The sequence below is a fragment of the Pseudomonas sp. NCHU5216 genome, from assembly GCF_052156495.1.
Classification (GTDB): domain Bacteria; phylum Pseudomonadota; class Gammaproteobacteria; order Pseudomonadales; family Pseudomonadaceae; genus Aquipseudomonas.
The window spans coordinates 94,082-119,222 of the sequence record NZ_JBQLIX010000006.1; the positions used below are offsets into that span (position 1 = coordinate 94,082).

Here is a 25,141-nt window from a genome sequence, read left to right on the forward strand (position 1 = left end):
CTTTCTCTCTTAGCCGTAATTGGATTAGCTGATGAACAAAGTACTCGTGAGTCTGCTGTTGACCCTGGGCCTCACCGGCGTGGCACAGGCTGCCGGTGATGCACAAGCCGGTCAGGGTAAAGTCGCCGTCTGTGGTGCCTGCCATGGCGTCGATGGCAATAGCCCTGCACCCAACTTTCCCAAGCTGGCTGGCCAAGGCGAGCGCTATCTGCTCAAGCAACTGCACGACATCAAGTCCGGCAACCGTCAGGTCGTGGAAATGACCGGCCTGCTGGACAACCTCAGCGATCAGGACATGGCCGACATCGCGGCCTACTTCGCCAGCCAGAAGATGAGCGTCGGCGCTGCCGATCCCAAGCTGGTCAAGCGCGGCGAAGCCCTGTTCCGTGGCGGCAAGCTGGAAGAAGGCATGCCAGCCTGCACCGGTTGCCATTCGCCCAACGGCGCTGGCATCGCCGCAGCCGGTTACCCGCACCTGGGTGGCCAGCATGCGCAGTACGTCGCCAAGCAGCTGACCGATTTCCGCGAAGGCAACCGCACCAACGATGGCGACGCCATGATCATGCGTACCATCGCCTCCAAGCTGAGCAACAAGGATATCGAAGCCGTTTCCAGCTATATCCAGGGTCTGCACTGACAGACCGCCGTTGCACTTGGCAAGACAAAGGGTGGCTTCGGCCACCCTTTTTCGTATGTGCCATGGCTACAATAGAGGAACTGGCCCAACGGTAGCGAGTCATAGTTCCGAATCGCCACCAGGCAACCGCGCGTACGACGTGCCGGCTTGCTGGGCGACGCTTATCCAGCCAAGGAGTAACCCCATGCGTAACCTGATTTTCGGCGCCGCTCTGGCGATCAGCAGCCTGTTCGGCCTCACTGCCCATGCCGAGCCGGTCGCAGGCCAGCAGTATGTCGAGCTCAGTAGCCCGGTACCGGTTTCCAAACCGGGCAAGATCGAAGTCGTGGAAATGTTCTGGTATGGCTGCCCGCACTGCTACCAGTTCGAGGCGACGCTCAACCCCTGGATCAAGCAACTGCCGGATGACGTCAACTTCGTCCGCATCCCGGCGCTGTTCGGCGGCCTGTGGAACGTGCATGGCCAGGCCTTCATTACCCTGGAAATGATGCAGGTCGAGCACAAGGTGCATGATGCCGTGTTCAACGCCATCCACCAGGAGAAGAAACGCTTGGCCACGCCTGAGGAGTTCGCCGACTTCGTCGCCACCCAAGGCGTGGATCGCGATGCCTTCCTCAAGACCTTCAATTCCTTCGCCGTCAAAGGCCAGATGGAAAAGGCCAAGAAGCTGGCCATGGCCTACCAGATCACCGGCGTGCCGGTGATGATCGTGGACGGCAAGTACCGCTTCGATATCGGCTCGGCCGGTGGCGCACAGCAGGCGCTGGAAGTGGCCGACTACCTGATCGCCAAGGAACGTGCCGCGCGCTGAGCGGCGCTAGGCGCATAAGATGCTGCGCCGCTGGCGGAAGACCCGCGCGGTTGGCCTGTGTGACCCACAGGTCAACCCGCATTGCCGTTCCCCCGAGAGGAGTTGGCCAGCCGATGGCCTGCTGCGACTGCTCAGCTTCAACGTCCAGGTCGGCATCAATACTCAGCACTACCACCACTACCTGACCCGTAGCTGGCAGCACCTGTTGCCGCACGCCGGGCGCAGCGGCAACCTGCAGCGCATCGGTGACCTGCTCGCCGACTTCGACCTGGTCGCGCTGCAGGAAGTCGACGGCGGCAGCCTGCGCTCGGGCTATGTCAACCAGGTGGAATACCTGGCCCAGCAGGGCGCCTTCCCTTACTGGTATCAGCAACTCAACCGCAACCTCGGACGCTTCGCCCAGCACAGCAACGGCCTGCTCAGCCGTCTGCGCCCGCAGGCTCTGGAAGACCATCCGCTACCCGGCCCTCCCGGACGCGGCGCGATATTCCTGCAACTGGGCAAGGGCGAACAGGCGCTGCTGGTGGTGATGATGCACCTGGCGCTGGGCGCTCGTACCCGTACCCGCCAGCTCGCCTACATTCGCGAGCGTGTCAGCGAGTTCCGCCACCTGGTATTGATGGGCGACATGAACACCCATGCCGTCGACCTGCTGGAAAACTCCCCCCTGCGCGATCTCGGCCTGCTGGCGCCACAAGTCGAGGCCACCTTTCCGAGCTGGCGGCCACAGCGTTGCCTCGATCACATCCTGCTCAGTTCCAGCCTGGAGCTGGGCCGTTTCGATGTGCTCGCCCAGCCGATTTCCGATCACTTGCCCGTGGCGGTGGAAATACGCCTGCCGAACGCTCAAAGTAATGGCCAACCGCCTGCACCCAACCCGCCATCCCTGGAATAAGCCAAATGAGCGATGACGCCCAGCGCTGGAAAGACAAGTACCTGAGCAGCCTCGAACAGCAGGAAAAGCTGGAGAAACGCTGGGACGCGCGCCTCGACCTGCTGCGCCGTGGCCTGGTACGCAGCAGCCTGGCGGCGGAGGGTGCCGACAAGGCGGTGGATCAGTGCATGAAGGAAATGCGCGAGATCCTGCGCCGTGACGACATGGACGCCCCACTCGGCAACCTCATCCCGCGCCTGGAAAAGGCCGTGCTGGAGTCGGAAAAGCGCCGCCAGCAACGGGCCGGCGAAGCACTCGACGCCCTGCAGCAGGCAATCGACCAGTTGCAGGAGCTCGACCCTCCACGCGAAGTACGCAAAGCCCTGAAAGCCCTCGGCAAGCAGCTCGAGGAAGCCACCAGCCACAGTTACCTGCTGCCGGCGCTGCTCAGCCAACTGAGCCAGTTGCAGGGCCAGGCGCTGCAACAGGTGCGCAATAGCCAGCCGGAACAGCCCGGCCTGCTGCAGCGCCTGTTCGGCAGCCGTGGCGATGGCCAGGCCGCCTCGAACGAAACCAGTGAGACAAGCCTGCAGCCCAGCGATGCACCGCCGCTTGCGCAGCCCGAGGCTACGTCTCAGCCTCAGCCTCAGCCTCAGCCTCAGCCTCAGCCTGTCAACGAGGATAGGTCGGTCGCGCCGCCACAGGAAACACCTGCGACGAGCGCCACATCGGCTCCGCGCGCGACGCTCGACAGCCTGCCGGCACCGCCCGGCCTGGTGCCCAGCCCGCAAGCGGAGAACGGCGCGTTCGACCTGCCCAGCAGCGAGCCCGGCTACAGTTCGGTCGCCCCGCATATCGCCGAAAGCCTGCGCAAGCTGCTGGCCGAACTGGAACTGCCCGCACGTCACCAGCCCCAAGGCGAGGCACTGCTGCTACGCCTGCAAGGGCCGCTGAACTGGTACGAGCTGGTGCCCGTTCTCGACGATCTGTCGGTGCTGGTGCTGGCGGTCAGCGGCAGCGGGCAACGTGAGTTCGCCCTCTACCTCAAGCAGCTCAACGAGCGCCTGGCAGCGTTCATCAGCACCCTCAACGAAACCCACGAAGGCTATAGCGGTTCCATCGAGCAGGCGCGCAGCTTCGATCAGGAACTGCGCGATCAGGTCAGCGAACTGCAGAACAGCGTGCAGGACGCGGTGGATCTGGAATCGCTCAAGCAGGCGCTGGAGCAACGCCTCGAAGGCCTGCTGCAAACGGTCGCCACCCACCAGCACCAGCGCAACGAACGTGAAGATGCGGTGGCCGAGCGCCTGCAAGGCCTGGTAAAGCGCGTGGCGGAAATGGAACAGGAGGCCCAGCAGTTCCGTGACCACCTGGAAGAACAGCGGCAGAAGTCGCTGCTCGATCCGCTGACCGGCCTGCCCAACCGCGCCGCCTGGAGCGAACGCCTGGAAATGGAGGTGGCACGCCGGCAACGCTACGGCGGCGAATTGCTGCTGGCGGTCATCGACATCGACCACTTCAAGCGGGTCAACGACAACTACGGCCACCTGGCCGGTGACCGCGTGCTCAAGATCATCGCTGGCGAGCTGCACAAGCGCCTGCGCAAGAGCGACTTCATGGCGCGCTTCGGTGGCGAGGAGTTCGTCCTGCTGATTCCAGGCACCCCTCTGGAAGGCGGCCTGCAGCTTCTGGAAACCCTGCGCGCGGCCGTCGCGGCCTGCCCCTTTCACTTCAAGGGCGAGCCGCTGGTCATCACCTGTTCGGCCGGCCTTACCGAGTTCCGCGGCGACGAGAAGAGCGACATCACCTTCGACCGCGCCGACAAGGCGCTGTATCGCGCCAAGGCGAATGGCCGCAACCGGGTCGAACAGGGCTAGCAGGTTGTTGAAAAACTACCTGCTGAGGGTTGTCAGGCCGCCGGCAGGTAAGGCCGCCAGCTCTCCGGTAGCTGCTGCAGACGCGGATAACGCATGGCCTCCAGTTGCAGCGGCGGCAACAGGAAGGGCGTATGCCGCAGGTGCGCCGCGACGGTGTGCAGCTCCGGCATCCACAGGCTCACGTAGCTGGCATCCGGGTCGTACTGGCGCGCCTGGCGCAGCACGTTGAACACGCGGTTCTGCCGCGGATCGCTGCCGACACCGGCCAGGTAGGCCCAGTTGCCCCAGTTGCTCGCCGGGTCGTAATCGAGCAGATGTTCCTCGAACCAGGCAGCGCCATGGCGCCAGTCCTGCTGCAGGTCATGCACCAGGTAGCTGGCCACCACCTGGCGACCACGGTTGGAGATGAAACCCGTGGTCGCCAGTTCGCGCATGTTGGCATCGACGAACGGCATGCCGGTGCGGCCATGGCACCACTGCTCGAAGCGTTCGTCGAGATTGCGCGGCGCATGGCTGGTGGCCTTCAGGCCTGCGGCCTTGAACAGCGCGCTGCCATGGCGCAGCAACGTCCAGCGAAAGAAATCGCGCCAGAGCATCTCCACCCACAGCCAATGCGTGGAGTCGTTGCGGCCGTACTGGGATTCGTGGCGCCGCAGTTCCGCCAGTACCCGCCGCGCGGACAGGCAGCCATTGGCCAGCCAGGGCGAGAACTTGGAGGAGTACTCGCTGCCGATCAGGCCGTTGCGGGTTTCCTGGTATTGCCGCACCGCCTGGGTATTCCACAAGTAGTCACGCAAACGCGCCTGCGCAGCGGCCTCGCCGCCGGAGAAGGGAAAGGCGCTGAACGGCATGTTGAGCGGCTCGCCCAGGCCGAGTTGGGACAGTGTCGGCAAGGGCTGCAACAAGTCCAGCGCGGCATCCGGCAGAGGCGGCAGGGCAGGGGGCGCGGGCTGCGGCTGGAACACCAGCACGCGCTCTTCGCACAACTCGCGGAACTGGCTGAAGACCGCCGGCAGCTCACTGGGCAGGCACGGCAGTTCGTGCTCGCGCAGCAGGCCATTGCCAGCAAATTCGCGCATCGGCACCAGACCGAGCGCGTCTTTCACGCGCTTCTGCAGCGCGCATTCATCCGGCGCGATCTCGGCGTGCGTCAGCACCTCCTGCAGCGCCAGGCGTTCGACCAGCTCGGGAATGACCCGCTCGGGCTCGCCCTGCACCACCAGCAGATGCGAGCCGCGCTGGCGTAACGCACTGTCGAGCGCCACCAGGCTCTCGAGCAGGAAGCGCGTGCGCTGCACGCCCTGGCGACGGCTGCCGAGCGGGCCGATCTGCAGCACGCGCGGATCGAGTACGTAGACCGGCAACAAGTGCTCGCAGGCAAGCCCGGCCTGCAAGGCCGGGTTGTCATCGAGACGCAGATCCTGTTTGAGCCACAGCAGAGCGCTCTGCATGCTTCACTCCTTGAGGGCAATGACCTCGGTATACCGCAATGGCTGGCAGTTGCAAGGTCGGCCAGCACCTGCTGATCAAGACTCTTATACGCCCGTCGGGTTCCTGCCGCCCAAAAGCGGCTGATGGAAGGGCAAGCGACTTGGTGGACGGACACACTCGGCAAAACAAAGTTGCCGCATGGCCAGCCGCCTCAGCTCAGCAGTTGCCGCCGCAGCTCGGCCAACACTGGCGCAGTGTCGGGACGCACGCCCCGCCACAGGGCGAAAGCCTCGGCGGCCTGCTCCACCAGCATGCCCAGACCATCCAGGCAGCGTGCTGCGCCCTGGGCGGCAGCCCAGCGATTGAAGGCGGTCGCCTCGCGGCCATACATCATGTCGTAGCAAAGGGTATGCCCAGGCTCGATCAGGCTCGCTGCAATCGGCGGCAGCTCGCCGCCGAGGCTGGCCGAGGTGCCATTGACGATCAGGTCCACCGGCGCCTCGTTCCAGTCGAAACCGGCGGCATGCAGCGGGCCGAGATCGGCGAATTCGCGCACCAGTTGCTCGGCCTTGGCCACCGTGCGGTTGGCGATCACCAGCAGGGCAGGGCGCTGCGCCAGGAAGGGTTCGAGCACGCCACGCACGGCGCCACCGGCGCCGAGCACGAGGATGCGCTTGCCGGCCAGGGCAAAGCCGGCGTTGTCCTGCAGGTCGCGGGTCAGCCCGGCGCCATCGGTGTTGTCGCCGAGCAAGCGACCATCCGCCAGCTTCTTCAGGGTATTCACCGCCCCGGCCCGGCGCGCACGCTCGGTCAGCTCGTCGGCCAGGCGGAAGGCCTCCTCCTTGAACGGCACGGTGACGTTGCCGCCCAGACCATCGGCGAAGAACGCGCGGGCATCACCGACGAAGTCATCCAGCGGGGCCAGGCGCGCGTCGTAGCTCATCACCTGGCCGGTCTGCTCGGCGAACAGACGATGGATCAGCGGCGATTTGCTGTGGCCGATGGGGTTGCCGAATACGCAGTAGCGATCCATGGGATTCCTCGAGTTGCAAGCTACAAGCCACAAGCTGCAAGCGTCATTGCTCGGCTTGTAGCTTGCAGCCTGGGGCTTACGGCTGTGTTCTCAACTACTATCTGGTGCGCGCAGCGCACCCTACGTAGGTCAGTTCGTAGCCCGGATGAAATCCGGGCTACGGGGTCATGGCGCCGCCTGGAGCCAGTCGCGATCGGTGAGGAAGTATTCGGTCAGGCGCGCTTCCTCGCTGCCTGGCTCGGGCTTCCAGTCGTAGCCCCAGCGCACCTGCGGCGGCAGCGACATGAGGATCGACTCGGTACGCCCACCCGATTGCAGGCCGAACAGGGTGCCACGGTCGAACACCAGGTTGAATTCCACGTAACGGCCACGGCGGAAGGCTTGGAACTCGCGCTCACGCTCGCCAAAGGGGGTGAGCTTGCGGCGCTGGACGATGGGCAGGTAGGCCTCCAGGTAGGCATCACCGATGGCGCGCATGAAGGCGAAGCTGGTGTCGAAGTCCCATTCGTTGAGATCGTCGAAGAACAGGCCGCCGATACCGCGCGGCTCGCCACGGTGCTTGAGGTGGAAGTAGCGGTCGCACCAGGCCTTGAACTTGGGGTAGACCTCGGCGCCGAAGGGCGCACAGGCGTCATGCGCCACCTGATGCCAGTGCACGCAGTCTTCTTCATGGGCGTAGTAGGGCGTCAGGTCGAAGCCGCCGCCGAACCACCACACTGGCTCCTCGCCTGCCTTCTCGGCGCTGAAGAAGCGCACGTTGGCGTGCGAGGTGGGCACATGGGGATTTTCCGGGTGGATCACCAGCGACACGCCGAGGGCCTGGAAGCCGCGCCCGGCCAGTTCCGGACGATGGGCGCTGGCCGAGGGCGGCAGGCTGTCGCCGAACACGTGGGAGAAATTCACCCCGCCCTTTTCGATCAGCGCGCCATTCTCGATCACCCGCGTGCGCCCGCCGCCGCCAGCCGGGCGTTGCCAGGCGTCTTCGGCGAACACGGCCTGGCCGTCCTCGGCTTGCAGGGCGGAGCAGATACGGTCTTGCAGGTCGAGCAGATAGGCCTTCACGGCCTCGGTACGGTCAGTCACGGCGGCACCTTAGAACGGGGAGCGGGTCGAAATCGGCGGGCAGCATAGCATTCACGCCGGGCATACCACAGTTGACGCTGATCGACCGAGCCTGTTGGATAGCCCTTCGCTCAAATCAGACAAGGAATCAAAGATGGCCAAGCGTATCGAGTTCAGCCAGCACGGTGGCAGCGAGGTGCTGCAATACCGTGACTATCAACCCGCCGCCCCCGGCCCGCACGAGATTCGGGTGGCCAACCGGGCCATCGGTCTGAATTTCATTGATACCTACTTCCGCAGCGGGCTGTATCAGCCACCGACGTTACCCTCGGGCCTGGGCACTGAAGGCGCCGGCGTGGTCGAGGCGGTGGGCAGCGCAGTCCAGGGCTTTGCCGTGGGCGATCGCGTGGCCTACGCCACAGGCCCCTTGGGTGCCTACAGCGAGCTGCACGTGCTGCCCGCCGACAAGCTGGTGAAGTTGCCGGACGCCATCGCCTTCGAGCAGGCCGCTGCGGTGATGCTCAAGGGCCTGACGGTGCAGTACCTGCTGCGCCAGACCTATGAGCTCAAGGGCGGCGAAACCATTCTGTTCCACGCCGCAGCCGGCGGTGTCGGCTCCTTCGCCTGCCAGTGGGCCAAGGCGCTTGGCGTCAAGCTGATCGGTACCGTCAGTTCGCCGGAAAAGGCCGCGCGAGCCAAGGAGCAGGGCGCCTGGGCGACCATTGATTACAGCCATGAGAACGTGGTGCAGCGCGTGCTGGAGCTGACCGACGGCGCCAAGTGCCCGGTAGTCTACGACGGCGTCGGCAAGGACACCTGGGAAACCTCGCTGGACTGCGTGGCGCCACGCGGCCTGCTGGTCAGCTTCGGCAATGCCTCCGGCGCGGTCACCGGAGTCAACCTGGGCATCCTGGCGCAGAAGGGCTCGCTGTACGTCACCCGCCCGACCCTGGCCGGCTACGCCAATACGCCAGAGCGCCTGCAAGCCATGGCCGACGAGCTGTTCGGCATGATCGCCAGCGGCAAGTTGCAGGTGGAGATCAGCAATCGCTACGCGCTGAAGGACGCCGCCGCCGCGCAGGACGCGCTGAGCGCACGGCAGACCACTGGCTCGACCATATTGCTGCCTTGATAGCAGCTGCAAGCTGCACAGCGTGACGGTGAATACCGAGATGACAAGCGCTCCGGTCGCTTTTCGCTGTTACTTGAAACTTGTGGCTTGCAGCTTGGAGCTGCTCTTCAGGATGGGCGAACCACATCGCCGGTGCGCAGGTCGCGGATCAGGCTGGGGTTCTTGCGTCCGCCCAGGGCGCCAACCAGCACCTTGTCCAGCTCGCCGGGAAAGTACTGCTCGACGCGCAGGCGCGAACGCGCGGCAGGGCGTCCCGCCGGGTTGGCCGAGGTGGAGATCAGCGGCCCGGTCAGACGACACAGCGCGCGCACCAGTGGGTGGTCGCTCACCCGCAGGGCGACGCTGTCGTGCGCGCCGGTCACCCACTCGGGCAAACGGCCCTGATGCGGCACCAACCAGGTGTTCGGCCCAGGCCAACTGGCGGCCAGGCGCTCCTGCCAGATCTCCGGCAGATCTTCGAGAAGAAAATCGAACTGCTCGATCTCATCGGCCACCAGGATCAAGCCCTTGGCCACAGGCCGCTCCTTCAGCGCCAGCAGGCGGTCGACCGCAATCTCGTTCCAGGGGTCGCAACCCAGGCCCCAGACCGCCTCGGTCGGATAGGCGATCACGCCGCCGTCGAACACCACCCGCGCTGCCCGCTGTATCTGCCAGTTGCTGGTCATCGACTTTCTCTCGCTAGCGAATGATCGGCAGTCTATCCAAGCCTGCCCTGGCACAGTAGCCCGGATGCAATCCGGGGAGGACTGGCCTATCACTCCTGGATTGCATCCGGGCTACGGCTTGCGTGCCAGCCAGCGCCCGGCCTCGTTGCACACCCGGCCATCGAGTTCCAGTTCGGTCAGGGCGGCCAACACCTCGTTCAGCGGCCAACCCGTGGCCTGCACCAATGCCTCGCTGCTCTGCGGCGCGGCATGCAGCAGCGCCAGCAGGGGATGCTCGGCCTGCACCTCAGCAGGTACGCCAGGCGGCTCAGCCACGGCCTGCCAACCCCGTAACGCCTCGAGGATATGCTCGACGCTTTCCACCAGGGTGGCGCCATCGCGGATCAACTGATGACAGCCGCGCGACCCGGGATGATGAATGGAGCCGGGTATGGCATAGACCTCGCGCCCCTGCTCGGCGGCCAGGCGCGCGGTGATCAGCGAGCCGCTGGACGGGCTGGCTTCAACCACCAGCACGCCGAGGGACAGACCGCTGATGATGCGGTTGCGCCGCGGAAAGTTGCTGGCCTGTGGCGCGCAGTCCAACGGCAGTTCCGAAACCAGCGCGCCGCCCTGTTCGAGGATCTGCGCCGCCAGGCGCTTGTGCCGGGACGGATACAGGCACTGCAGCCCCGTACCGAGCACCGCCACGGTCTTGCCGCCGCCGTCCAGCGCACCCTGGTGCGCAGCACCGTCGATGCCCAGGGCCAGACCGCTGGTGATGACGAAACCACCGGCCGCTAGGCTGCGGGCGAAGGCACGGGCATTGTCCAGCCCCGGCCCGGAGGCGCGTCGGCTGCCAACCATGGCCAGTTGCGGTGCATCGAGCAGCTCCGGATCACCGGCAACGAACAGCAGCGGCGGGGCATCGGGCAGTTCGCCGAGCAGCGCGGGATAACGCGCGTCGTCCCACATCAGCAGGTGCTGGCCAGGCATTTCCAGCCAGGCCAGGGCGCTGGCGGCACGCTGACGGATCTCGGCGCTGCGCCTGGGTTCGGCACACTCGGCGGGCAACCCCAGGGCACGCCAGGCGCTGGCCGGCGCACTGAGAGCGGCCGAGGCACTGTCTAAAGCACTGAGCAGCTTGCGAAAACGTCGTGGCCCCAGCTCCGGCAGCAGATGCAGGCGCAGACGGGCTTCGAGTTCGGCGGGGGAGAGAGAGGCTGGAATGGGTGGCATAAGCAATCTTCCCTGATCGATGGAGCCGCCATCCTGGCGGCCATAAAGCACGAGCCCTGCATCAGGCAGGGCTCGAAGGTGTCACGGGTTGCGGATCTTGTCCATCACCGCCAGTTGCCGGGAGGCCTGCAGGATCAGACCGTAGCTGAGCTTGTCGTAGGTGCGGAACACCATCAGCAAGCCAGAGCGCTCGTCGGGAATCTTCACGCTTTCCCCGGTGATGCGGTCACGCACGGTTTCGCCGGTCTTGTACACCGCCAGCACGTTGCCGACCTCCAGGCCGTCGCGGGAGCCCTTGCTCAGGGTGACCACGTCGAACTGGCCGATCTGGGTCACGCCACGCGGTACATCGAGAATCAGGCCGTCGATCTGGCTGGAGGGCTCGCTGGGCATGAAGGTGGAGTTGATCGCGCGCTCCTCGGTGGGGAACAGGCGGTCACCCAGACGCACTTCCTGAGTCGAGCGGCTCAGCAGCAGAGTGCCGACATCGCCTTCTTCGGCAACGATCTCGCCGGTGCCGATGTCATCGGCATTGATGCCGAGAAACTCCTGGGTTTTCGGATCCAGGTAGGTCTTGCCCTGACGGAAGATGCCGTACACCGGATGCTGCGCGTCGAACTTGCCCCGGGCGTAGATGCGATCACCGACGCCGCTGATCACACGCTCGGCATTGCCGGCGACGACGTAGGGCTTGCTGTTGAATTCTTCCGGCGTGTTGACGATGCGATTGCTCAGCAGAAAGCTGTTGATCGCCTCCAGCGGGATGGTCGGAATCGCCTCGGCCATCGGCGTGCTGCGCACCTGCGGCGACAGCTTGATGGTGCCGCGCGACTCGCCACGGTTGAGCATCAGCCGCGGCTGCCCGTCGATGTAGACCAGGTTGAGGGTGTCACCCGGATAGATCAGGTGCGGATTGCTCACCTGCGGGTTGGCGTGCCAGATCTCCGGCCACTTCCACGGCTGGCTGAGGAATTTACCGGAGATGTCCCAGAGGGTATCGCCCTTGACCACGGTGTAACGGTCTGGGTGACCGTCCTTGAGTTGCACTGCGGCCTGAGCCATGCTGGTCAGAACCAATCCGCCGGCTGCCAGGAGCAGGGCGAGTAGTGATTTCCTCATACGGTGAATCCCTTTATTATGTGCTTTCGCGTGAAGCGCCCTAGCGCCGCGCTCAAACCCGCTGATTACGCGGCTTGAAGCCGTTTTTCAATGCTGTTCATCATCTTAGCAGCGGATTTTGAATTTATTCTACAAGTGCATCACAAACGCATATGGCGATTCTGAATATCCTCGAGTTTCCCGATCCACGCCTGCGCACCATCGCCAAGCCGGTGGAGATCGTGGACGACTCCATCCGCCAACTGGTCGACGATATGTTCGAGACCATGTATGACGCTCCGGGTATCGGCCTGGCCGCCACCCAGGTCAACGTGCACAAGCGCGTGGTGGTCATGGATCTGTCCGAGGACAAGACCGAGCCACGGGTGTTCATCAACCCCGAGTTCGAGCCTTTGACCGAGGAGATGGATCAGTACCAGGAAGGCTGCCTCTCGGTGCCTGGCTTCTACGAGAACGTCGACCGCCCGCAGAAGGTCAGGATCAAGGCGCTGGATCGCGACGGTCAGCCCTACGAGATGATCGCCGAAGGCCTGCTGGCCGTGTGCATCCAGCATGAGTGCGATCACCTCAACGGCAAGCTGTTCGTCGACTACCTGTCCAACCTCAAGCGCGACCGTATCAAGAAGAAGCTGGAAAAACAGCATCGCCAGCGCGCTTGACCCCCGATTACCCGAAAGGCTTGCCACGGCAAGCCTTTTTCTTTGGTGACTGCCCCATGTCCGATTCACTGCGTATCGTCTTTGCCGGCACCCCGGAATTCGCCGCCGAACACCTCAAGGCCCTGCTGGCCAGCCAGCACCAGATCATCGCCGTCTACACCCAGCCGGATCGCCCGGCCGGCCGTGGCCAGAAGCTGATGCCCAGCCCGGTCAAACAGCTAGCCGTGGAGCACGGCATCCCAGTCCACCAACCGGCCAGCTTGCGCAATGCAGAAGCCCAGGCCGAGCTGGCCGCGCTGCAGCCGGATCTGATGGTGGTGGTGGCCTACGGCCTGATCCTGCCGCAGGTGGTGCTCGACACCCCGCGCCTGGGCTGCATCAACAGCCACGCCTCCTTGCTGCCACGCTGGCGCGGTGCTGCGCCGATCCAGCGCGCGGTGCAGGCCGGTGATGCCGAGAGTGGCGTGACCGTGATGCAGATGGAGGCCGGCCTGGATACCGGGCCGATGCTGCTCAAGGTCAGCACGCCGATATCGGCCAGCGACACTGGCGGCAGCCTGCACGACCGCCTGGCCCAGCTCGGCCCGCAGGCCGTACTGCAGGCCATCGATGGCCTGGCCAACGGCACGCTGAAAGGCGAAGTGCAGGACGATGCCCAGGCCAATTACGCACACAAGCTGAACAAGGAAGAGGCGCTGCTGGACTTCAGCCGTCCAGCCGTAGAACTGGAGCGCCTGGTGCGCGCCTTCCACCCCTGGCCGATCTGCCACACCACGCTCGGCGGCGACGCCATGAAAGTGCATGCCGCCGAGATGGGCGAGGGCAGTGGCGCGCCTGGCAGCATCCTCGCCGCCGACAAGCATGGCCTGACCGTGGCCTGTGGCGAAGGCGCGCTGCGCCTGACTCGCCTGCAATTGCCCGGTGGCAAGCCGCTGGCCTTCGCCGATCTGTATAACAGCCGTCGTGAGCAGTTCGCCCCCGGCCTGGTGCTCGGCCAATGAACCCACGCCTGGCCGCCGCTCGCGCCCTGACAGCCGTGCTCTCCGGCAAGGCCTCGTTGGGCAGCAGCCTGCCGCCGCAACTGGACAAGGTCGAACACCATGACCGCGCCCTGGTGCAGGATCTGGCCTTTGGCGCTGCGCGCTGGCAGCCACGCCTGCAACTGCTGGCCGAGAAGCTGCTGGAAAAGCCCTTCAAGGCCGCCGACAAGGACGTGGAAGCGCTGCTGCTGATCGGCCTTTACCAGTTGCTGCATAGCCGCATCCCCGAACACGCGGCCATCGGCGAAACGGTGGGCTGTGCCGGCGCGCTGAAAAAGCCTTGGGCCAAGGGCTTGCTCAACGCCGTGCTGCGCCGCGCCCAGCGCGAGCACGAGGCCCTGACAGCCGCCCTGGATCGCGACCCGGTGCTACACACCGCGCACCCGCGCTGGCTGCAGAAAGCGCTCAAGACGCACTGGCCCGAGCATTGGCAGGCCATCTGTGCCGCCAATAACGCTCACCCACCGCTGATCCTGCGGGTCAATCGCCGCCATGGCAGTCGCGATGCCTATCTCGACGAGCTGCGTAGCGCCGGAATCGATGCCGAGCCCTGTGCCTTCAGCCGCGACGGCGTACGCCTGCTGCAACCTTGCGATGTGACCACCCTGCCGGGCTTCAAGGAAGGCCGCGTCAGCGTGCAGGACGAAGCCGCACAACTGGCCGCCGACCTGCTCGAACTGGCGCCCGGCCAGCGCGTGCTCGACGCCTGCGCCGCACCGGGCGGCAAGACCTGCCATCTGCTGGAGGTCGAGCCGGGCTTAAGCGAGGTGGTTGCCGTCGATCTGGAAGCCAAGCGCCTGGCCCGAGTGCGCGAGAACCTCGAGCGCCTGCACCTTGAGGCCACCCTGATCGCCGCCGATGGCCGCGATACAGCCGCTTGGTGGGATGGCCAGCCGTTCCAGCGCATCCTGCTCGACGCGCCCTGCTCGGCCACCGGCGTTATCCGCCGCCACCCGGATATCAAGCTGACCCGTCAGCCCGAGGACATTCCCGCCCTGGCGCAACTGCAGGGCGAACTGCTCGATGCCCTGTGGCCAACTCTGGCGCCCGGCGGCATTCTGCTCTACGCCACCTGCTCGGTGCTGCCAACGGAGAACAGCGATACCATCGCCGCCTTTCTCGCTCGCACCGCGGATGCACAAGAAGTGGCGATCGCCGGCGAGTTCGGCCTGCAGCCAGGCCACGGTCGCCAGTTGTTGCCGCAGGTAGACGGCCACGACGGCTTCTACTATGCCAAGCTGATAAAAACCGCCGTAACGACCCACGGCTAACGGAGCGATCAGTGAAAATCATCATTCTCGGCGCCGGCCAGGTAGGCGGCACCCTGGCCGAACACCTGGCCAGCGAAGCCAACGACATCACCGTGGTCGACACCGATGGCGACCGCCTGCGCGACCTCGGCGACCGCCTGGACATCCGCACCGTGCAGGGCAAGGGCTCCTTCCCCACCGTGCTGCGCCAGGCCGGTGCCGATGACGCCGACATGCTGGTGGCAGTGACCAACAGCGACGAAGTCAACATGATCGCCTGCCAGGTCGCCTACACCCTGTTCCACACCCCGACGCGCATCGCCCGGGTGCGCGAGTCGGCCTACCTGACCCGCGAGGCGCTGTTCGACAACGAGGCGATCCCGGTCGACGTGCTGATCAGCCCAGAGCAGGTGGTGACCAACTACATCAAGCGTCTGATCGAATACCCCGGCGCCCTGCAGGTGATCGACTTCGCCGAAGGCAAGGCCCAACTGGTGGCGGTCAAGGCCTACTACGGCGGCCCGCTGGTGGGCCAGCAACTGCGCCAGCTTCGCGCCCACATGCCCACCGTGGACACCCGCGTGGCCGCCATCTTCCGCCGCAACCGGCCAATCATGCCGCAGGGCGATACCGTCATCGAAGCGGATGACGAGGTGTTCTTCATCGCCGCCAAGGCGCACATCCGCGCGGTGATGAGCGAGATGCGCCGCCTCGAGGACAGCTACAAGAAGGTGGTGATCGCCGGTGGCGGGCATATCGGTGAGCGGCTGGCCGAGGCCATCGAAAGCCGCTACCAAGTGAAGATCATCGAGATGAACCCGGCCCGTTGCCGCTACCTCTCGGAGAACCTGGAAAGCACCATCGTTTTGCAAGGCAGCGCCTCGGACAAAGACCTGCTGGTGGAAGAGAACATCAGCGACGCCGACATCTTTCTGGCCCTGACCAACGACGACGAGGCCAACATCATGTCGTCCTTGCTGGCCAAGCGTCTGGGCGCACGCAAGGTCATGACCATCATCAACAACCCGGCCTACGTGGATCTGGTGCAGGGCGGTGAGATCGACATCGCCATCAGCCCGCAGCTCGCCACCATCGGCACCCTGCTCACTCACGTGCGCCGCGGCGATATCGAAAGCGTGCACAGCCTGCGCCGTGGCGCGGCAGAAGCGCTGGAGGTGATCGCCCACGGCGACGCCAAGTCGAGCAAGGTGATCGGCCGCATGATCGGTTCTATCGCCCTGCCACCGGGCACCACCATCGGCGCCATCATCCGCGACGAGGAAGTGCTGATCGCCCACGACGACACGCTGATCGAATCCGGCGACCACGTGATCCTGTTCCTGGTGGACAAGAAGTACATCCGCGACGTCGAGCGCCTGTTCCAGGCCGGGTTAACGTTCTTTTGAGCTACAAGCCACAAGCTTCAAGCCGCAAGCTAGCTTTCTTGCAGCTAGAAGCTTGCCGCTTGTAGCTGGCCAACGAAGGAGGCCCACCCATGAGCACCGAAGCACTGGAAAAGATGCTGGCCAAGGGCATGGACAATGCCCTGCTGCGTTTCGGCCTGGGCAAGGGCCATCTGGATGCCGGCGACGCTGCGCAGGCTGCCGAGCACCTGCAACGTTGCGTGGCGTTTGACCCCGCCTACTCCGCCGCCTGGAAGCTGCTGGGCAAGGCCCTGCAGGCCGAAGGCGATGAGGATGGCGCGCGCCAGGCCTGGCAACAGGGCATCGCTGCCGCCCAGGCCAAGGGTGACAAGCAGGCCGAGAAGGAGATGAGCGTGTTCCTGCGCAAGCTGGAGAAGTCAGCTAGCAATCGCGGCTAAAGCCCCTCCCACTACCTCATAGCTGCGTAGCCCGGATGCAATCCGGGAAAATTTCTGCAGTCCGTCCCCGGATTACATCCGGGCACTTGCAAGACGACTCAGGCGGCAGCGGTGCGCTGCGGCAGAGCCCGCAAGATGGCGCTGAGCAGCATGCCGTACAGCGGCACGAACAGCATCAGGCTGATGGCCAGCTTGATCACGTAATCCACCGTGGCGATCTCCACCCAGTTGGCCGCCATGAACGGATCGTCGCTGCGCCAGAAGGCCACCGAGAAGAACAGGAAGGTATCCAGCAGGTTGCCGAAGATGGTCGAAGCGGTCGGTGCGATCCACCACTGGCGCATCTGGCGCAGGCGGTCGAACACCTGGATATCGAGCAACTGACCGAAGGCGTAAGCGAGGAAACTGGCCAGGGCGATGCGGAAGACGAACAGGTTGAACTCGCCCAGCGCCGCCAGGCCGCCAAAGACGCCCTCATGGAACAGCACCGACACCACGTAGGAGGCAACCAGTGCCGGCAGCATGACGCGGGCGATGACCACCCGCGCGGCATGTTTGCCGATCAGGCGCACGGTAAGGTCGGTGGCCAGGAAGATGAACGGGAAGCTGAAGGCGCCCCAGGTGGTATGCCAGCCGAACAGGGTGATCGGTAGCTGCACCAGGTAATTGCTGGCGATGATGATGAGAATGTGGAAGGCGATCAGGCCGGCCAGCACGGGCCGGCTGACCGACGCGGGAATCAGGGTCATGTCTGTGTCCTTTTTCGTGAAGTGGGGTGAGGGAACCCACTGCCGCAGCCGGCATGGCCGCGAGCGGCGCGCATTCTAGCGCGATCCTGACCCTGGAGATAGGTTTATGGCGACCGTCGGGCGGACAGGCGCTTGCCATTCGCGATCAGGCATCGGGCCAATCCCATCGCGCACGAGGGCGTGATCGATCAACGCCTCAAGCCTGCGGCACCACCCGCTTGGCCAGTTGGAAATGACGCCTCCAGTAGGGCGTGTTGAGACGGTCGATGCGCACGTTGCTGCCACGGCGGGGCGCGTGGATGAAACGCCCCTCACCCAGGTAGATGGCGACGTGATCCACCGAGCGGCTGCGAATGCGGAAGAACAGCAGGTCGCCCGGTTGCAGGTCGCCGCGCTCGACTGAGGGGGCATCGACGCGGGACAAGGCATGGGAAGTACGCGGCAGGTCGAGGTCTTCGAGAGGCTGGAAAGCGTATTTGACCAGGCCGCTGCAGTCGAAACCCTGCTTGGGGCTGGCACCGCCCCAGCGGTAGGGCTTGCCCAGCACAGCGAGGGCACGGTCGAGCACCTCGCGCGTCGGGGTCGGCTCGACCTGCTTGCTGGCCGCAGAAGCGGGAATGACTTGAATGCGAAAGGTGGCGGAGGCTTCGGCACAAATCCCGAATAGAAGAGCGCCTCCAAGACAAAGTGACATGACGATCTTGTTCAAACCCAGTAACCCTGGTCAGCGGCCTATGTTTGGATTTCCTTCCAAATCATGGCGTTGCATCGAAAAAGGCATCCAGTCCATCCGGAGGACGGACTGTCGATGCCTGCTCAGGGTTCATTTTTGATCACAGCTAGCCGACGAACGGTCACCTGCGCGGGTGACCGCTCGTCGCTTCATTCAGAGCTGCTGGCGCGCCTTGATCGCCGCCAGCATCTTCTGCGCCAGCGCGGCGTAGTCTTCATCGAAGTGGTGACCGCCGGTGATTTCCAGGCGCTCGCCCACGGCGCCCGGTGCCGTGCAGCCGCTGTCTGGTGCCTCTTCGCTGCCGTAGATGCACAGCACCTTGGCCGGCGGCAGGCGCTGCATTTCCGGGCCGGTGGGGGCCTCCGCGCCGTCCTTGCCGAGCCAGCCGCTGACGGCGATCTCGAAGCTGCCGCTGCGGGCGAAGGCCAGCAGCAGGATGGCGTCCACCTGCTGTTGGTCGCTGGCCGGCAGGCGGTTATAGATGGCCGGTAGCACATCGGCGCCGAAGGAGTAGCCCGCCAGGACGAAGCGCTTGATGTGCCATTTTTCCCGATACTGCTGCATCAGCCGCGACAGGTCGGCAGCGCTCTGTTCCGGACTCTTGTGCTGCCAGTAGTAACGCAGGGTGTCGATGCCCACCACCGGGTAGCCAGCAGCGGCCATGTGCTCGGCCGAGGCGCGGTCGAGGTCGCGCCAGCCACCATCGCCGGAATAGAACAGGGTCAGGGTATCGGCCGGCTGCGCCGAAGGGTGTTCGATCACCGGCATCGCCGCGCCCTGACCGGCCAGCATGTGCTGCAACTGATCGGCCAGCAGGGCCGGCAAGGGCGCGCCCAGGCTGCCGATACGCGGCTCGCCGTTGGCCTGCTCGCGCAGGAAGCGGGCGTTGTCGTCACCCGGATTGTCGTTCCACAGGGCCACCCAGTGGCCGTGCGCCGCCTTTTGTGGCAGCGGCTCGGCGCAATCGGGCTTTGCCAGATCGAAGCCCACCGACAGCGCCTGAGCTCGGTCGTCATTTTGTGCGGCCAGCCAGCGCCAGGCCGTGGCCGCTGCCGGGCCGATGCCGGCCACCAGGGTCGGCGTGCCGCCGAGCATCTCGCTCGCCTGCTCGATCAGGTGTTGCTGAGCGGCGCAATCGCCACCCGAGAAAGGCAGTTGCAGCAAGCGCAGATCGCCTACCTCGGCGAGGCGGCGCAGCGTCGCGTCATCCAGTGTCTGATCCGCCGGCGCGATCAGCAGCACACGCTGCTGGGCCGAGCCCTGACTGACCAATTGGGCGGGTGTGCCTTGCACCTGTACCGTCTGCAGGTGCGGCACGGCATGCATCGACCACCACCAGATGAATGCCCCAGCAGCCAATGCCGCGATCAGCAACAGCCCGCCCAGCGTCCTTGTCGTCTTGCTCATGTCAACGCCTCACCAGTCCACCCAGGCCACCCGCGATCAAGGTCGCGGTATCGGCCAACGCCACCCAGGGATCGAGCCCGGCCGGTACGGCCAGGTAACGCGGTTCCCACTGCGGCAGGAACTTGTCCTTGAAGCGGCGCAGGCCCTGGAAGTTATAGAAGTTTTCGCCACGGTCGAACACCAAGGCACCCAGACGCAAGGGCAACGGCGCGCCCTTGCGCGTCTGCAGGCCGGCCAGCGGCACCATGCCCAGGCTGAAGCGCGCATAGCCCTCGCCCTGGAACTGCTGGATCAGGCCGAGCATGAGAAATTCCATGGTCGACTTCGGCGCATCCGGCAGCACCCGCATCAGATCGAGGCTGGCCACGGCGCGGGTCTGGCATTCCAGCAGGTTGGCAAAGGCTACCGCACGGCCCTCGAAGCGCACCACCACGACGCGGAAATGGGCCAGGTACTCGGGGCTGAAACGCCCCAGGGAGAAGCCTTTCTCGCGCACGCTCTTGCCTTGTAGCCAGGCATCGGAGATGGCTTGCAGCTCATCCATCGGCACCTCACCAGGGGCATGGAATTCCAGGCTCAGGCCATCGCGCTGGCCGCGGTTCCAGGTGTAGCGCAGGGCCTTCATCTCCTTGCCGTTGCTGGCCAGGTCGAAGGTCTTCAGATCCACCAGCGCCTCTTCGCCGAGCTTGAGCGCAGTGAGGCCGATATCGATATAGCCGGGCAGGTTCTCCGCACGCACTTGGTAGAACACCGGGCGAGCGTGGTGGCGGTCGCACAGGTCGCGGAACTGCCAGATCAGTTCGGCGCGCGCGGCTGCCGGGCCGATGGGGTCGAACAGCGCCACCAGGCTGCGCCCACGGCGCGCGTACATGAGGAAGGCGTCACCATCGGGGTGGAACAGCAGCGCCTTGTCGCCACTCAGCGCCAGGCCGCCTTCCGGCTGACGCGAGGCCTGAACGATGGTGCGGGCGCGCAGCAGCGCTTCGCTGTCCGGCAGGCTGATGCTCGGCGGTGTGGCGCGCAGCAGCCAGGTCAGGCCAACGGCCAGCAGCACCAGGGCGCTGCCTAGCGCTGCACGCAGGCCGCGCGGGGCATTGGCATCGAGCTCGAATTGCCACCAGAGCTGGTGGCTGTAGGCGACATCCTGATAAGCGAACAGCAACAACCAGACCGAGGCGGCGATCACGCCGATGGCCGCCGCCAGTCCCAGTCCGGAAGCCGGCACGTCCATCAGCCGGCTACGCCGGTAGAACTCGCGGCGAAACAGCGCCAGCAACCCGGCGACGGACGCCAGCGCCAGCGCTTCCAGCCAATCGAAGCCCTTGAGCAACGACAGCACCACGCCCAGACAGAGCAGCACCAGGGTCAATACCCAGGCAGCCGACAGGCGCCGCCGCAGGCCCTGGGCCAACAGCAGGCATAGCGTGCCGACCAGGCTGGCTGCCAGGTGCGAGGCCGCGATCATCTGTGGCGGCATGAGAAAGCCCAGAGCTTCCAGATGCTCATCCACGGCAGGCGTTACCCCGGAGAACAGCAGTACCGCGCCCGCGCAGAACACCAGCAAGGCCAGTAGCGGCACCGCCATGCCGCTGGCGACCCGCACCACCTGGCGCGGGAACCACAGGCGCCGGGCCTCGGCCGCCAGCAGCAGCAGGCCGGCCACCAGCAGCGGCAGCAGCACGTACAGCAGGCGGTAGAGCAGCATCGCCGCCACCAGCCCTGCCGAGTCGATGCTCGACGAGAACGCCGCCAGCAGCACGGCCTCGAATACCCCGACCCCACCCGGCACATGGCTGAGCACACCCGCCGCCAGTGCCAGCATGTACACCAGAATGAAACTGGAGAAAGAGGGTGCCTGCGGCAGCAGCAGGTAGAGCACGCTGCCGGCGATCAGCACGTCCAGGCTGCTGATCAGCAACTGGATCAGGCTCATACGCAAGCCCGGCAGACGCAGGCTGAAACGACCGAGATCCACCTGCCAGCAGCCAGGCGCAGGGCGCTCGGGCAGACGCTTGCGGTTGATCAGCAACACTGCGGCCAGCGCTGCCGCCAACACGGCCAACGCCAGTACCACCAGCACGGGTTGCGGCAAACGCAGCGCCGCCGAGGCGTCCTCGGGATCGAAGAGCACGGCCAAGGCCGCCAGGATCGGCAGGCTGGCGCCCAGCGACAGACTGGCGAACAGGCTCATCCGCGCGACATCGCCGGCACCCAGACCATTGCGCCCGTACAGGCGGTAACGCACCGAACCGCCGGACAAGGCCGACAACCCCACCGCATTACCGATGGCGAAGGCGCAGAAACCGCCCATCGCCAAAACCGACGGCGGCAGACGGACATTGGCGTAACGGCTGGCCGACCACTCATAGGCCAGCATCACCACAAAGCCCAGCACGGTCGCCAGCAGAGCGCCGAACACCGCCTGCGGCGGTACGGCAGCCAGCGAGTCGTGCACCTGATCGGGGTTGACGTCACGCACCAGGTGCCAGCAGGCCACCAGCGCCAGGCCGAACAACAGCAGCGACAGGCAAAGGCCGAGCAGGTGGCGGTTGCGTTGTAGCCAGCTAGGGGAAGAAGGGGGGAGAAGGTTGGGTGCTTGCACACCGTCCAGGGGAACTTCAGGTACCGCTCGACTCATGTCGAAACGCCTCGAATGGACGCAGCCTCGGATTGAGGTGTTGGTCAGAGTGCAAATGTAACCAAATGTTCCAGGGAACCGAAAATTTAGTCCATGCCACCCTGTAAAGCCTGTTCCCGTCAAGCTTCGCCGAGAAAGCGCAGCCCCGCACCTTCGCTATCCACTCGCATCACTTCCATTTTCAGCACAGGCGCGGGGAAGGGCAGATCCTGAACCTGGCCGGTGACTTCGGTGCCCACGGTGAGAACGCTCATGTCAGGGTGTTTGACGTAGACGCCACTGTCGGACAGGTCACGGGTCTGCGCCAGCAGCTCGCCGAAGCTCGGGTGGCTGATCTTGATCCGGCACTTCATCGGGGTTCGTACCTGCTGACGCTGATTCGACATGACGGCTCCAAGAGTGGGCGAGCGGTGACCTTGCCTTTAATAGCTCATTCGTATGGCAACGCCCAGTAGGTGGCGGAAAAAAGGCGCCATCGAGACGCCTTCCTTCATCATCGCGTGCCTTGGCAGTACGTCAGTACCACTTGGCCTCGCCATCCGGGCGCTTCTTGAAGCGCTTCATGCTCCACATGTACTGGCTCGGATAGGTGCGCACGTAGCGCGATACCACTTCGCTCATGGCCGCCACGCCTTCTTCCACGTTGTCGCTATACATACCCTCGGGCGCAGCTTCGAGAATCACCTTGTAGCCGCTGCCGTCCGGCAGGCGCAGTGCATGGAGGAATACGCCGAGCGCCTTGCCGCCAGCGAGCATGCCGGGCACGAACTTGCTGGTGAGCGCCGTGGTGCCGAGAAAAGGCACGAAAACACCGGAGGAACGGCTCGGCTCCGGGTCGGCCGGAATGCCCACGGCGCCGCCCTTGCGCACTTCCTTGATGACGCTGAGGATGCCTTCCTTGGTCGAGGGCGCGACGCGGTTGCCCATCTGCACGCGCTGCTTCTGCAGCAACTCGTCGACCGCCTTGAGCTTGGGCGGACGGTAGAAAATGATGGGTTTGCACTGGTTGCAGTAGAAGTGGTTGAGCACTTCCCAGTTGCCCAGGTGGCTGGTGATGCCGACCACGCCCTTGCCCGAAGCCAGCGCCTGTTGCAGCACCTCCAGGCCTTCCACCTCGCGCACCAGCCCGAGGGATTTGTGCGCCGGCCAGATCCAGGCACAGGCGCTTTCGGTCAATGTCTTGCCGATGTCCTTGAGGCTCTGCCCAACCAGCTTCTCGCGCTCGGCCTCGCTCAGCTCGGGGAAGCACTTGGCCAGGTTGATGCGCACCACCTCGCGCGAGCCGTTCGGCAGCTTCCACATCAACCAGCCGATGGCATTGCCCACGGCCTGCACGGCGCGCCAGGGCAGCAGCGCGAAGAGGCGCAGAAAGCCGACCACCAGGGCGCCCTTGAGTTTTTCCACGACAGACTCCAACCGCTCAGAAAAGCGTCAATTGTAACAGGCGCTTGGAAAACGTAGGCGAGGCAGGCAAGACAAAGCGCAACGACCAACGGGAGTAACAGCCAACGGCTGGCCCGAAGGGTGAGCGCTAGCGAATCAAACGAACGAAAAACGCTCGGAGTCGCGCTCGACTTTACGAAGTGTAAATGAGCATTTTGACCGGGCTCGCACGCGAGGGCGTTTTTAACGCAGTATTGCCAACGCACGACTGCATGGATGCAGGAGGTAGAGCGACGCAGGGAGCCAAAGCCGAGGTAGTTTTCCTAGGGCCTGTATGGGGGACAGTGCACTCAGTAAAGGCTAGTGCGAAGCCGCTGCTGGCGGTCGAGCTCGTAGGCCTCGACATCGAAGCTTTCATCGATGCAGCGGAAGATTTCCCCGGCGCTCGGCAGACTGCCCCGCTCGACCTGCTGGGCAGCGTCCCACAGGCCGGAACGCAGCGCCGCCTTGGAACACTGGAAGTAGCAACTGTCGATGTGGATGAGCAGGACGCTGCGCGGCAGCTTGCCCTGGGCCCGCCCCAGTTCCAGCAGCTCGGGATCGAGGGAGATTTCGGCGCGGCCATTGACCCGTAGGCTTTCGCCGATACCCGGAATCAGGAACAGCAGCCCCACCTGGGGGTTCTGCACGATGTTGCGCAGGCTGTCGATACGGTTGTTGCCGGGGCGATCCGGCAGCAGCAGGGTCTGCTCGTCGAGGATGTGTACGAAGCCCGGTGCATCGCCACGCGGCGAGCAGTCCAGGCCATCCGGGCCGGCACTGGCCAGTACCACGAAGGGCGAGGCCTGGATCAGCGCGCGATAGGGTTCGATCAGCCGCGGCAGTTCCTTGCGCCGCGAGCGCTCATGGCTTTCGCCGTACAGCGCCTGCAATTCATCCAGCGAGGTGATGGTGGTCATGAGCCCTTCAGTTGCGCATAACGGTCGCAGTCGGTGGTGTGATCCATCACCATACCCGTGGCCTGCATGAAGGCATAGCAGATGGTCGGCCCGACGAAGGTGAAGCCGGCCTTCTTCAGCGCCTTGCTCATGGCCTCGGCCTCGGGCGTCACTGCTGGCATCAGGCTACGGTCACTGAAGTGGTTGATCTTCGGCGCACCGCCGACGAACGACCAGAGCAGCGTCACCGGATCCTCCAGCTTCAACCAGGCCTGGGCGTTCTGCCGCACGGCCTTGAGCTTGAGGCGGTTGCGGATGATGCCCGGATCCTGCATCAGCGCCTCGATTTCCTCATCGCTGAGACGCGCCAGGCGCACGGGATCGAAGCCATGCAACACCTGCCGATAACGCTCGCGCTTCTTCAGCACGGTGATCCACGACAGCCCGGCCTGCGCCCCTTCGAGCAGCAGCATCTCGAACAGATGCTGGGCATCGCGCTGCGGCACGCCCCATTCCTCGTCGTGGTAGGCCTGGTACAGCGGATCGTCGGTACACCAGAAGCAGCGGGGCATGGTCGTGAGCCTCGGTCATGGATTGAAGCGCTGACTATAGCGGCAAAATAACTGGATATAAATACAGTCATCAAGAACGCTGGGTGATGCT

At 64.8% G+C, this 25,141-nt stretch carries 24 protein-coding genes; 10 read left to right on the forward strand and 14 right to left on the reverse strand.

The window, feature by feature from the left end; all coding sequences use genetic code 11:
• Positions 1 to 31 precede the first annotated feature (31 nt).
• The 4 genes from ACSVIK_RS07000 (at position 32) to ACSVIK_RS07015 (ending at position 4,199) form a co-directional block, all read left to right on the forward strand.
• Positions 32 to 637 carry a c-type cytochrome gene (locus ACSVIK_RS07000; RefSeq protein WP_268180195.1) on the forward strand — a complete coding sequence of 202 codons (606 nt, stop codon included), beginning with the start codon at positions 32 to 34 and terminating at the stop codon, positions 635 to 637.
• Between the two features lie 184 nt (positions 638 to 821).
• A complete protein-coding gene (locus ACSVIK_RS07005; protein ID WP_442443632.1) occupies positions 822 to 1,448 on the forward strand; it encodes a thiol:disulfide interchange protein DsbA/DsbL in 627 nt (208 codons plus the stop codon).
• Between the two features lie 19 nt (positions 1,449 to 1,467).
• A complete protein-coding gene (locus tag ACSVIK_RS07010; RefSeq protein ID WP_442443633.1) occupies positions 1,468 to 2,343 on the forward strand; it encodes an endonuclease/exonuclease/phosphatase family protein in 876 nt (291 codons plus the stop codon).
• A 5-nt stretch (positions 2,344 to 2,348) separates the two neighbouring features.
• Positions 2,349 to 4,199: a diguanylate cyclase gene (locus ACSVIK_RS07015; protein ID WP_442443634.1), complete on the forward strand. Its 1,851-nt coding sequence runs from the start codon at positions 2,349 to 2,351 to the stop codon at positions 4,197 to 4,199.
• Between the two features lie 32 nt (positions 4,200 to 4,231).
• Here ACSVIK_RS07015 and ACSVIK_RS07020 read toward each other — a convergent pair whose 3' ends face one another.
• From ACSVIK_RS07020 to hemF, 3 genes are all read right to left on the reverse strand, one after another.
• Entirely contained in the window at positions 4,232 to 5,650 is a 1,419-nt protein-coding gene (locus ACSVIK_RS07020; protein WP_442443635.1) for a DASH family cryptochrome, read from the reverse strand.
• A gap of 191 nt (positions 5,651 to 5,841) precedes the next feature.
• Complete coding sequence (gene aroE, locus ACSVIK_RS07025) at positions 5,842 to 6,663, reverse strand: shikimate dehydrogenase (protein ID WP_442443636.1); 822 nt, start codon at positions 6,661 to 6,663, stop codon at positions 5,842 to 5,844.
• A 165-nt stretch (positions 6,664 to 6,828) separates the two neighbouring features.
• Positions 6,829 to 7,746, reverse strand: coding sequence for an oxygen-dependent coproporphyrinogen oxidase (gene hemF, locus ACSVIK_RS07030; protein ID WP_442443637.1), 918 nt, complete (start codon positions 7,744 to 7,746; stop codon positions 6,829 to 6,831).
• 133 nt (positions 7,747 to 7,879) lie between these two features.
• Here hemF and ACSVIK_RS07035 point away from each other — a divergent pair, with 133 nt between their 5' ends.
• A complete protein-coding gene (locus ACSVIK_RS07035; RefSeq protein WP_442443638.1) occupies positions 7,880 to 8,857 on the forward strand; it encodes an NADPH:quinone reductase in 978 nt (325 codons plus the stop codon).
• 107 nt (positions 8,858 to 8,964) lie between these two features.
• Here ACSVIK_RS07035 and ACSVIK_RS07040 read toward each other — a convergent pair whose 3' ends face one another.
• From ACSVIK_RS07040 to ACSVIK_RS07050, 3 genes are all read right to left on the reverse strand, one after another.
• Positions 8,965 to 9,522: an L-threonylcarbamoyladenylate synthase gene (locus tag ACSVIK_RS07040; protein WP_442443639.1), complete on the reverse strand. Its 558-nt coding sequence runs from the start codon at positions 9,520 to 9,522 to the stop codon at positions 8,965 to 8,967.
• 111 nt (positions 9,523 to 9,633) lie between these two features.
• Positions 9,634 to 10,740, reverse strand: coding sequence for a DNA-processing protein DprA (dprA, locus tag ACSVIK_RS07045; protein ID WP_442443640.1), 1,107 nt, complete (start codon positions 10,738 to 10,740; stop codon positions 9,634 to 9,636).
• An 81-nt stretch (positions 10,741 to 10,821) separates the two neighbouring features.
• Positions 10,822 to 11,859, reverse strand: coding sequence for a LysM peptidoglycan-binding domain-containing protein (locus ACSVIK_RS07050; protein WP_442443641.1), 1,038 nt, complete (start codon positions 11,857 to 11,859; stop codon positions 10,822 to 10,824).
• A 152-nt stretch (positions 11,860 to 12,011) separates the two neighbouring features.
• Between ACSVIK_RS07050 and def the strand changes: the two genes are divergently transcribed.
• The 5 genes from def (at position 12,012) to ACSVIK_RS07075 (ending at position 16,630) form a co-directional block, all read left to right on the forward strand.
• Entirely contained in the window at positions 12,012 to 12,518 is a 507-nt protein-coding gene (gene def / locus ACSVIK_RS07055) for a peptide deformylase (RefSeq protein WP_442443642.1), read from the forward strand.
• A gap of 56 nt (positions 12,519 to 12,574) precedes the next feature.
• Positions 12,575 to 13,519 (forward strand): methionyl-tRNA formyltransferase, encoded by a 945-nt coding sequence (fmt, locus tag ACSVIK_RS07060; RefSeq protein ID WP_442443643.1) that lies wholly within the window; start codon positions 12,575 to 12,577, stop codon positions 13,517 to 13,519.
• Positions 13,516 to 14,829 (forward strand): 16S rRNA (cytosine(967)-C(5))-methyltransferase RsmB, encoded by a 1,314-nt coding sequence (gene rsmB, locus ACSVIK_RS07065; RefSeq protein ID WP_442443644.1) that lies wholly within the window; start codon positions 13,516 to 13,518, stop codon positions 14,827 to 14,829. Before fmt ends, rsmB begins: the two co-directional genes overlap by 4 nt.
• An 11-nt stretch (positions 14,830 to 14,840) precedes the next feature.
• Entirely contained in the window at positions 14,841 to 16,214 is a 1,374-nt protein-coding gene (gene trkA, locus ACSVIK_RS07070; RefSeq protein WP_442443645.1) for a Trk system potassium transporter TrkA, read from the forward strand.
• Between the two features lie 89 nt (positions 16,215 to 16,303).
• The gene (locus tag ACSVIK_RS07075) at positions 16,304 to 16,630 is read left to right on the forward strand and encodes a tetratricopeptide repeat protein (RefSeq protein WP_442443646.1); all 327 of its coding nucleotides are present in this window, start codon (positions 16,304 to 16,306) and stop codon (positions 16,628 to 16,630) included.
• A gap of 98 nt (positions 16,631 to 16,728) precedes the next feature.
• Here ACSVIK_RS07075 and ACSVIK_RS07080 read toward each other — a convergent pair whose 3' ends face one another.
• The 8 genes from ACSVIK_RS07080 to ACSVIK_RS07115 all read right to left on the reverse strand — a co-directional run bounded on the left by ACSVIK_RS07080 (position 16,729) and on the right by ACSVIK_RS07115 (position 25,050).
• Positions 16,729 to 17,379 carry a 7-cyano-7-deazaguanine/7-aminomethyl-7-deazaguanine transporter gene (locus tag ACSVIK_RS07080; RefSeq protein WP_442443647.1) on the reverse strand — a complete coding sequence of 217 codons (651 nt, stop codon included), beginning with the start codon at positions 17,377 to 17,379 and terminating at the stop codon, positions 16,729 to 16,731.
• Positions 17,380 to 17,575: 196 nt separating this feature from the next.
• Entirely contained in the window at positions 17,576 to 18,088 is a 513-nt protein-coding gene (locus tag ACSVIK_RS07085) for a C40 family peptidase (RefSeq protein ID WP_442443648.1), read from the reverse strand.
• Positions 18,089 to 18,265: 177 nt separating this feature from the next.
• Positions 18,266 to 19,519, reverse strand: coding sequence for a virulence factor family protein (locus tag ACSVIK_RS07090; protein WP_442443649.1), 1,254 nt, complete (start codon positions 19,517 to 19,519; stop codon positions 18,266 to 18,268).
• A 1-nt stretch (position 19,520) separates the two neighbouring features.
• The gene (mprF, locus tag ACSVIK_RS07095; RefSeq protein ID WP_442443650.1) at positions 19,521 to 22,157 is read right to left on the reverse strand and encodes a bifunctional lysylphosphatidylglycerol flippase/synthetase MprF; all 2,637 of its coding nucleotides are present in this window, start codon (positions 22,155 to 22,157) and stop codon (positions 19,521 to 19,523) included.
• 119 nt (positions 22,158 to 22,276) lie between these two features.
• Entirely contained in the window at positions 22,277 to 22,543 is a 267-nt protein-coding gene (locus ACSVIK_RS07100; protein ID WP_442443651.1) for a PilZ domain-containing protein, read from the reverse strand.
• A gap of 130 nt (positions 22,544 to 22,673) precedes the next feature.
• The gene (locus ACSVIK_RS07105; RefSeq protein WP_442443652.1) at positions 22,674 to 23,561 is read right to left on the reverse strand and encodes a lysophospholipid acyltransferase; all 888 of its coding nucleotides are present in this window, start codon (positions 23,559 to 23,561) and stop codon (positions 22,674 to 22,676) included.
• Positions 23,562 to 23,890: 329 nt separating this feature from the next.
• On the reverse strand, positions 23,891 to 24,499 hold the full coding sequence (locus ACSVIK_RS07110; RefSeq protein WP_442443653.1) for a pyridoxamine 5'-phosphate oxidase family protein: 609 nt from the start codon (positions 24,497 to 24,499) through the stop codon (positions 23,891 to 23,893).
• Entirely contained in the window at positions 24,496 to 25,050 is a 555-nt protein-coding gene (locus tag ACSVIK_RS07115) for a DNA-3-methyladenine glycosylase I (RefSeq protein WP_442443654.1), read from the reverse strand. Before ACSVIK_RS07115 ends, ACSVIK_RS07110 begins: the two co-directional genes overlap by 4 nt.
• Positions 25,051 to 25,141: the final 91 nt, after the last annotated feature.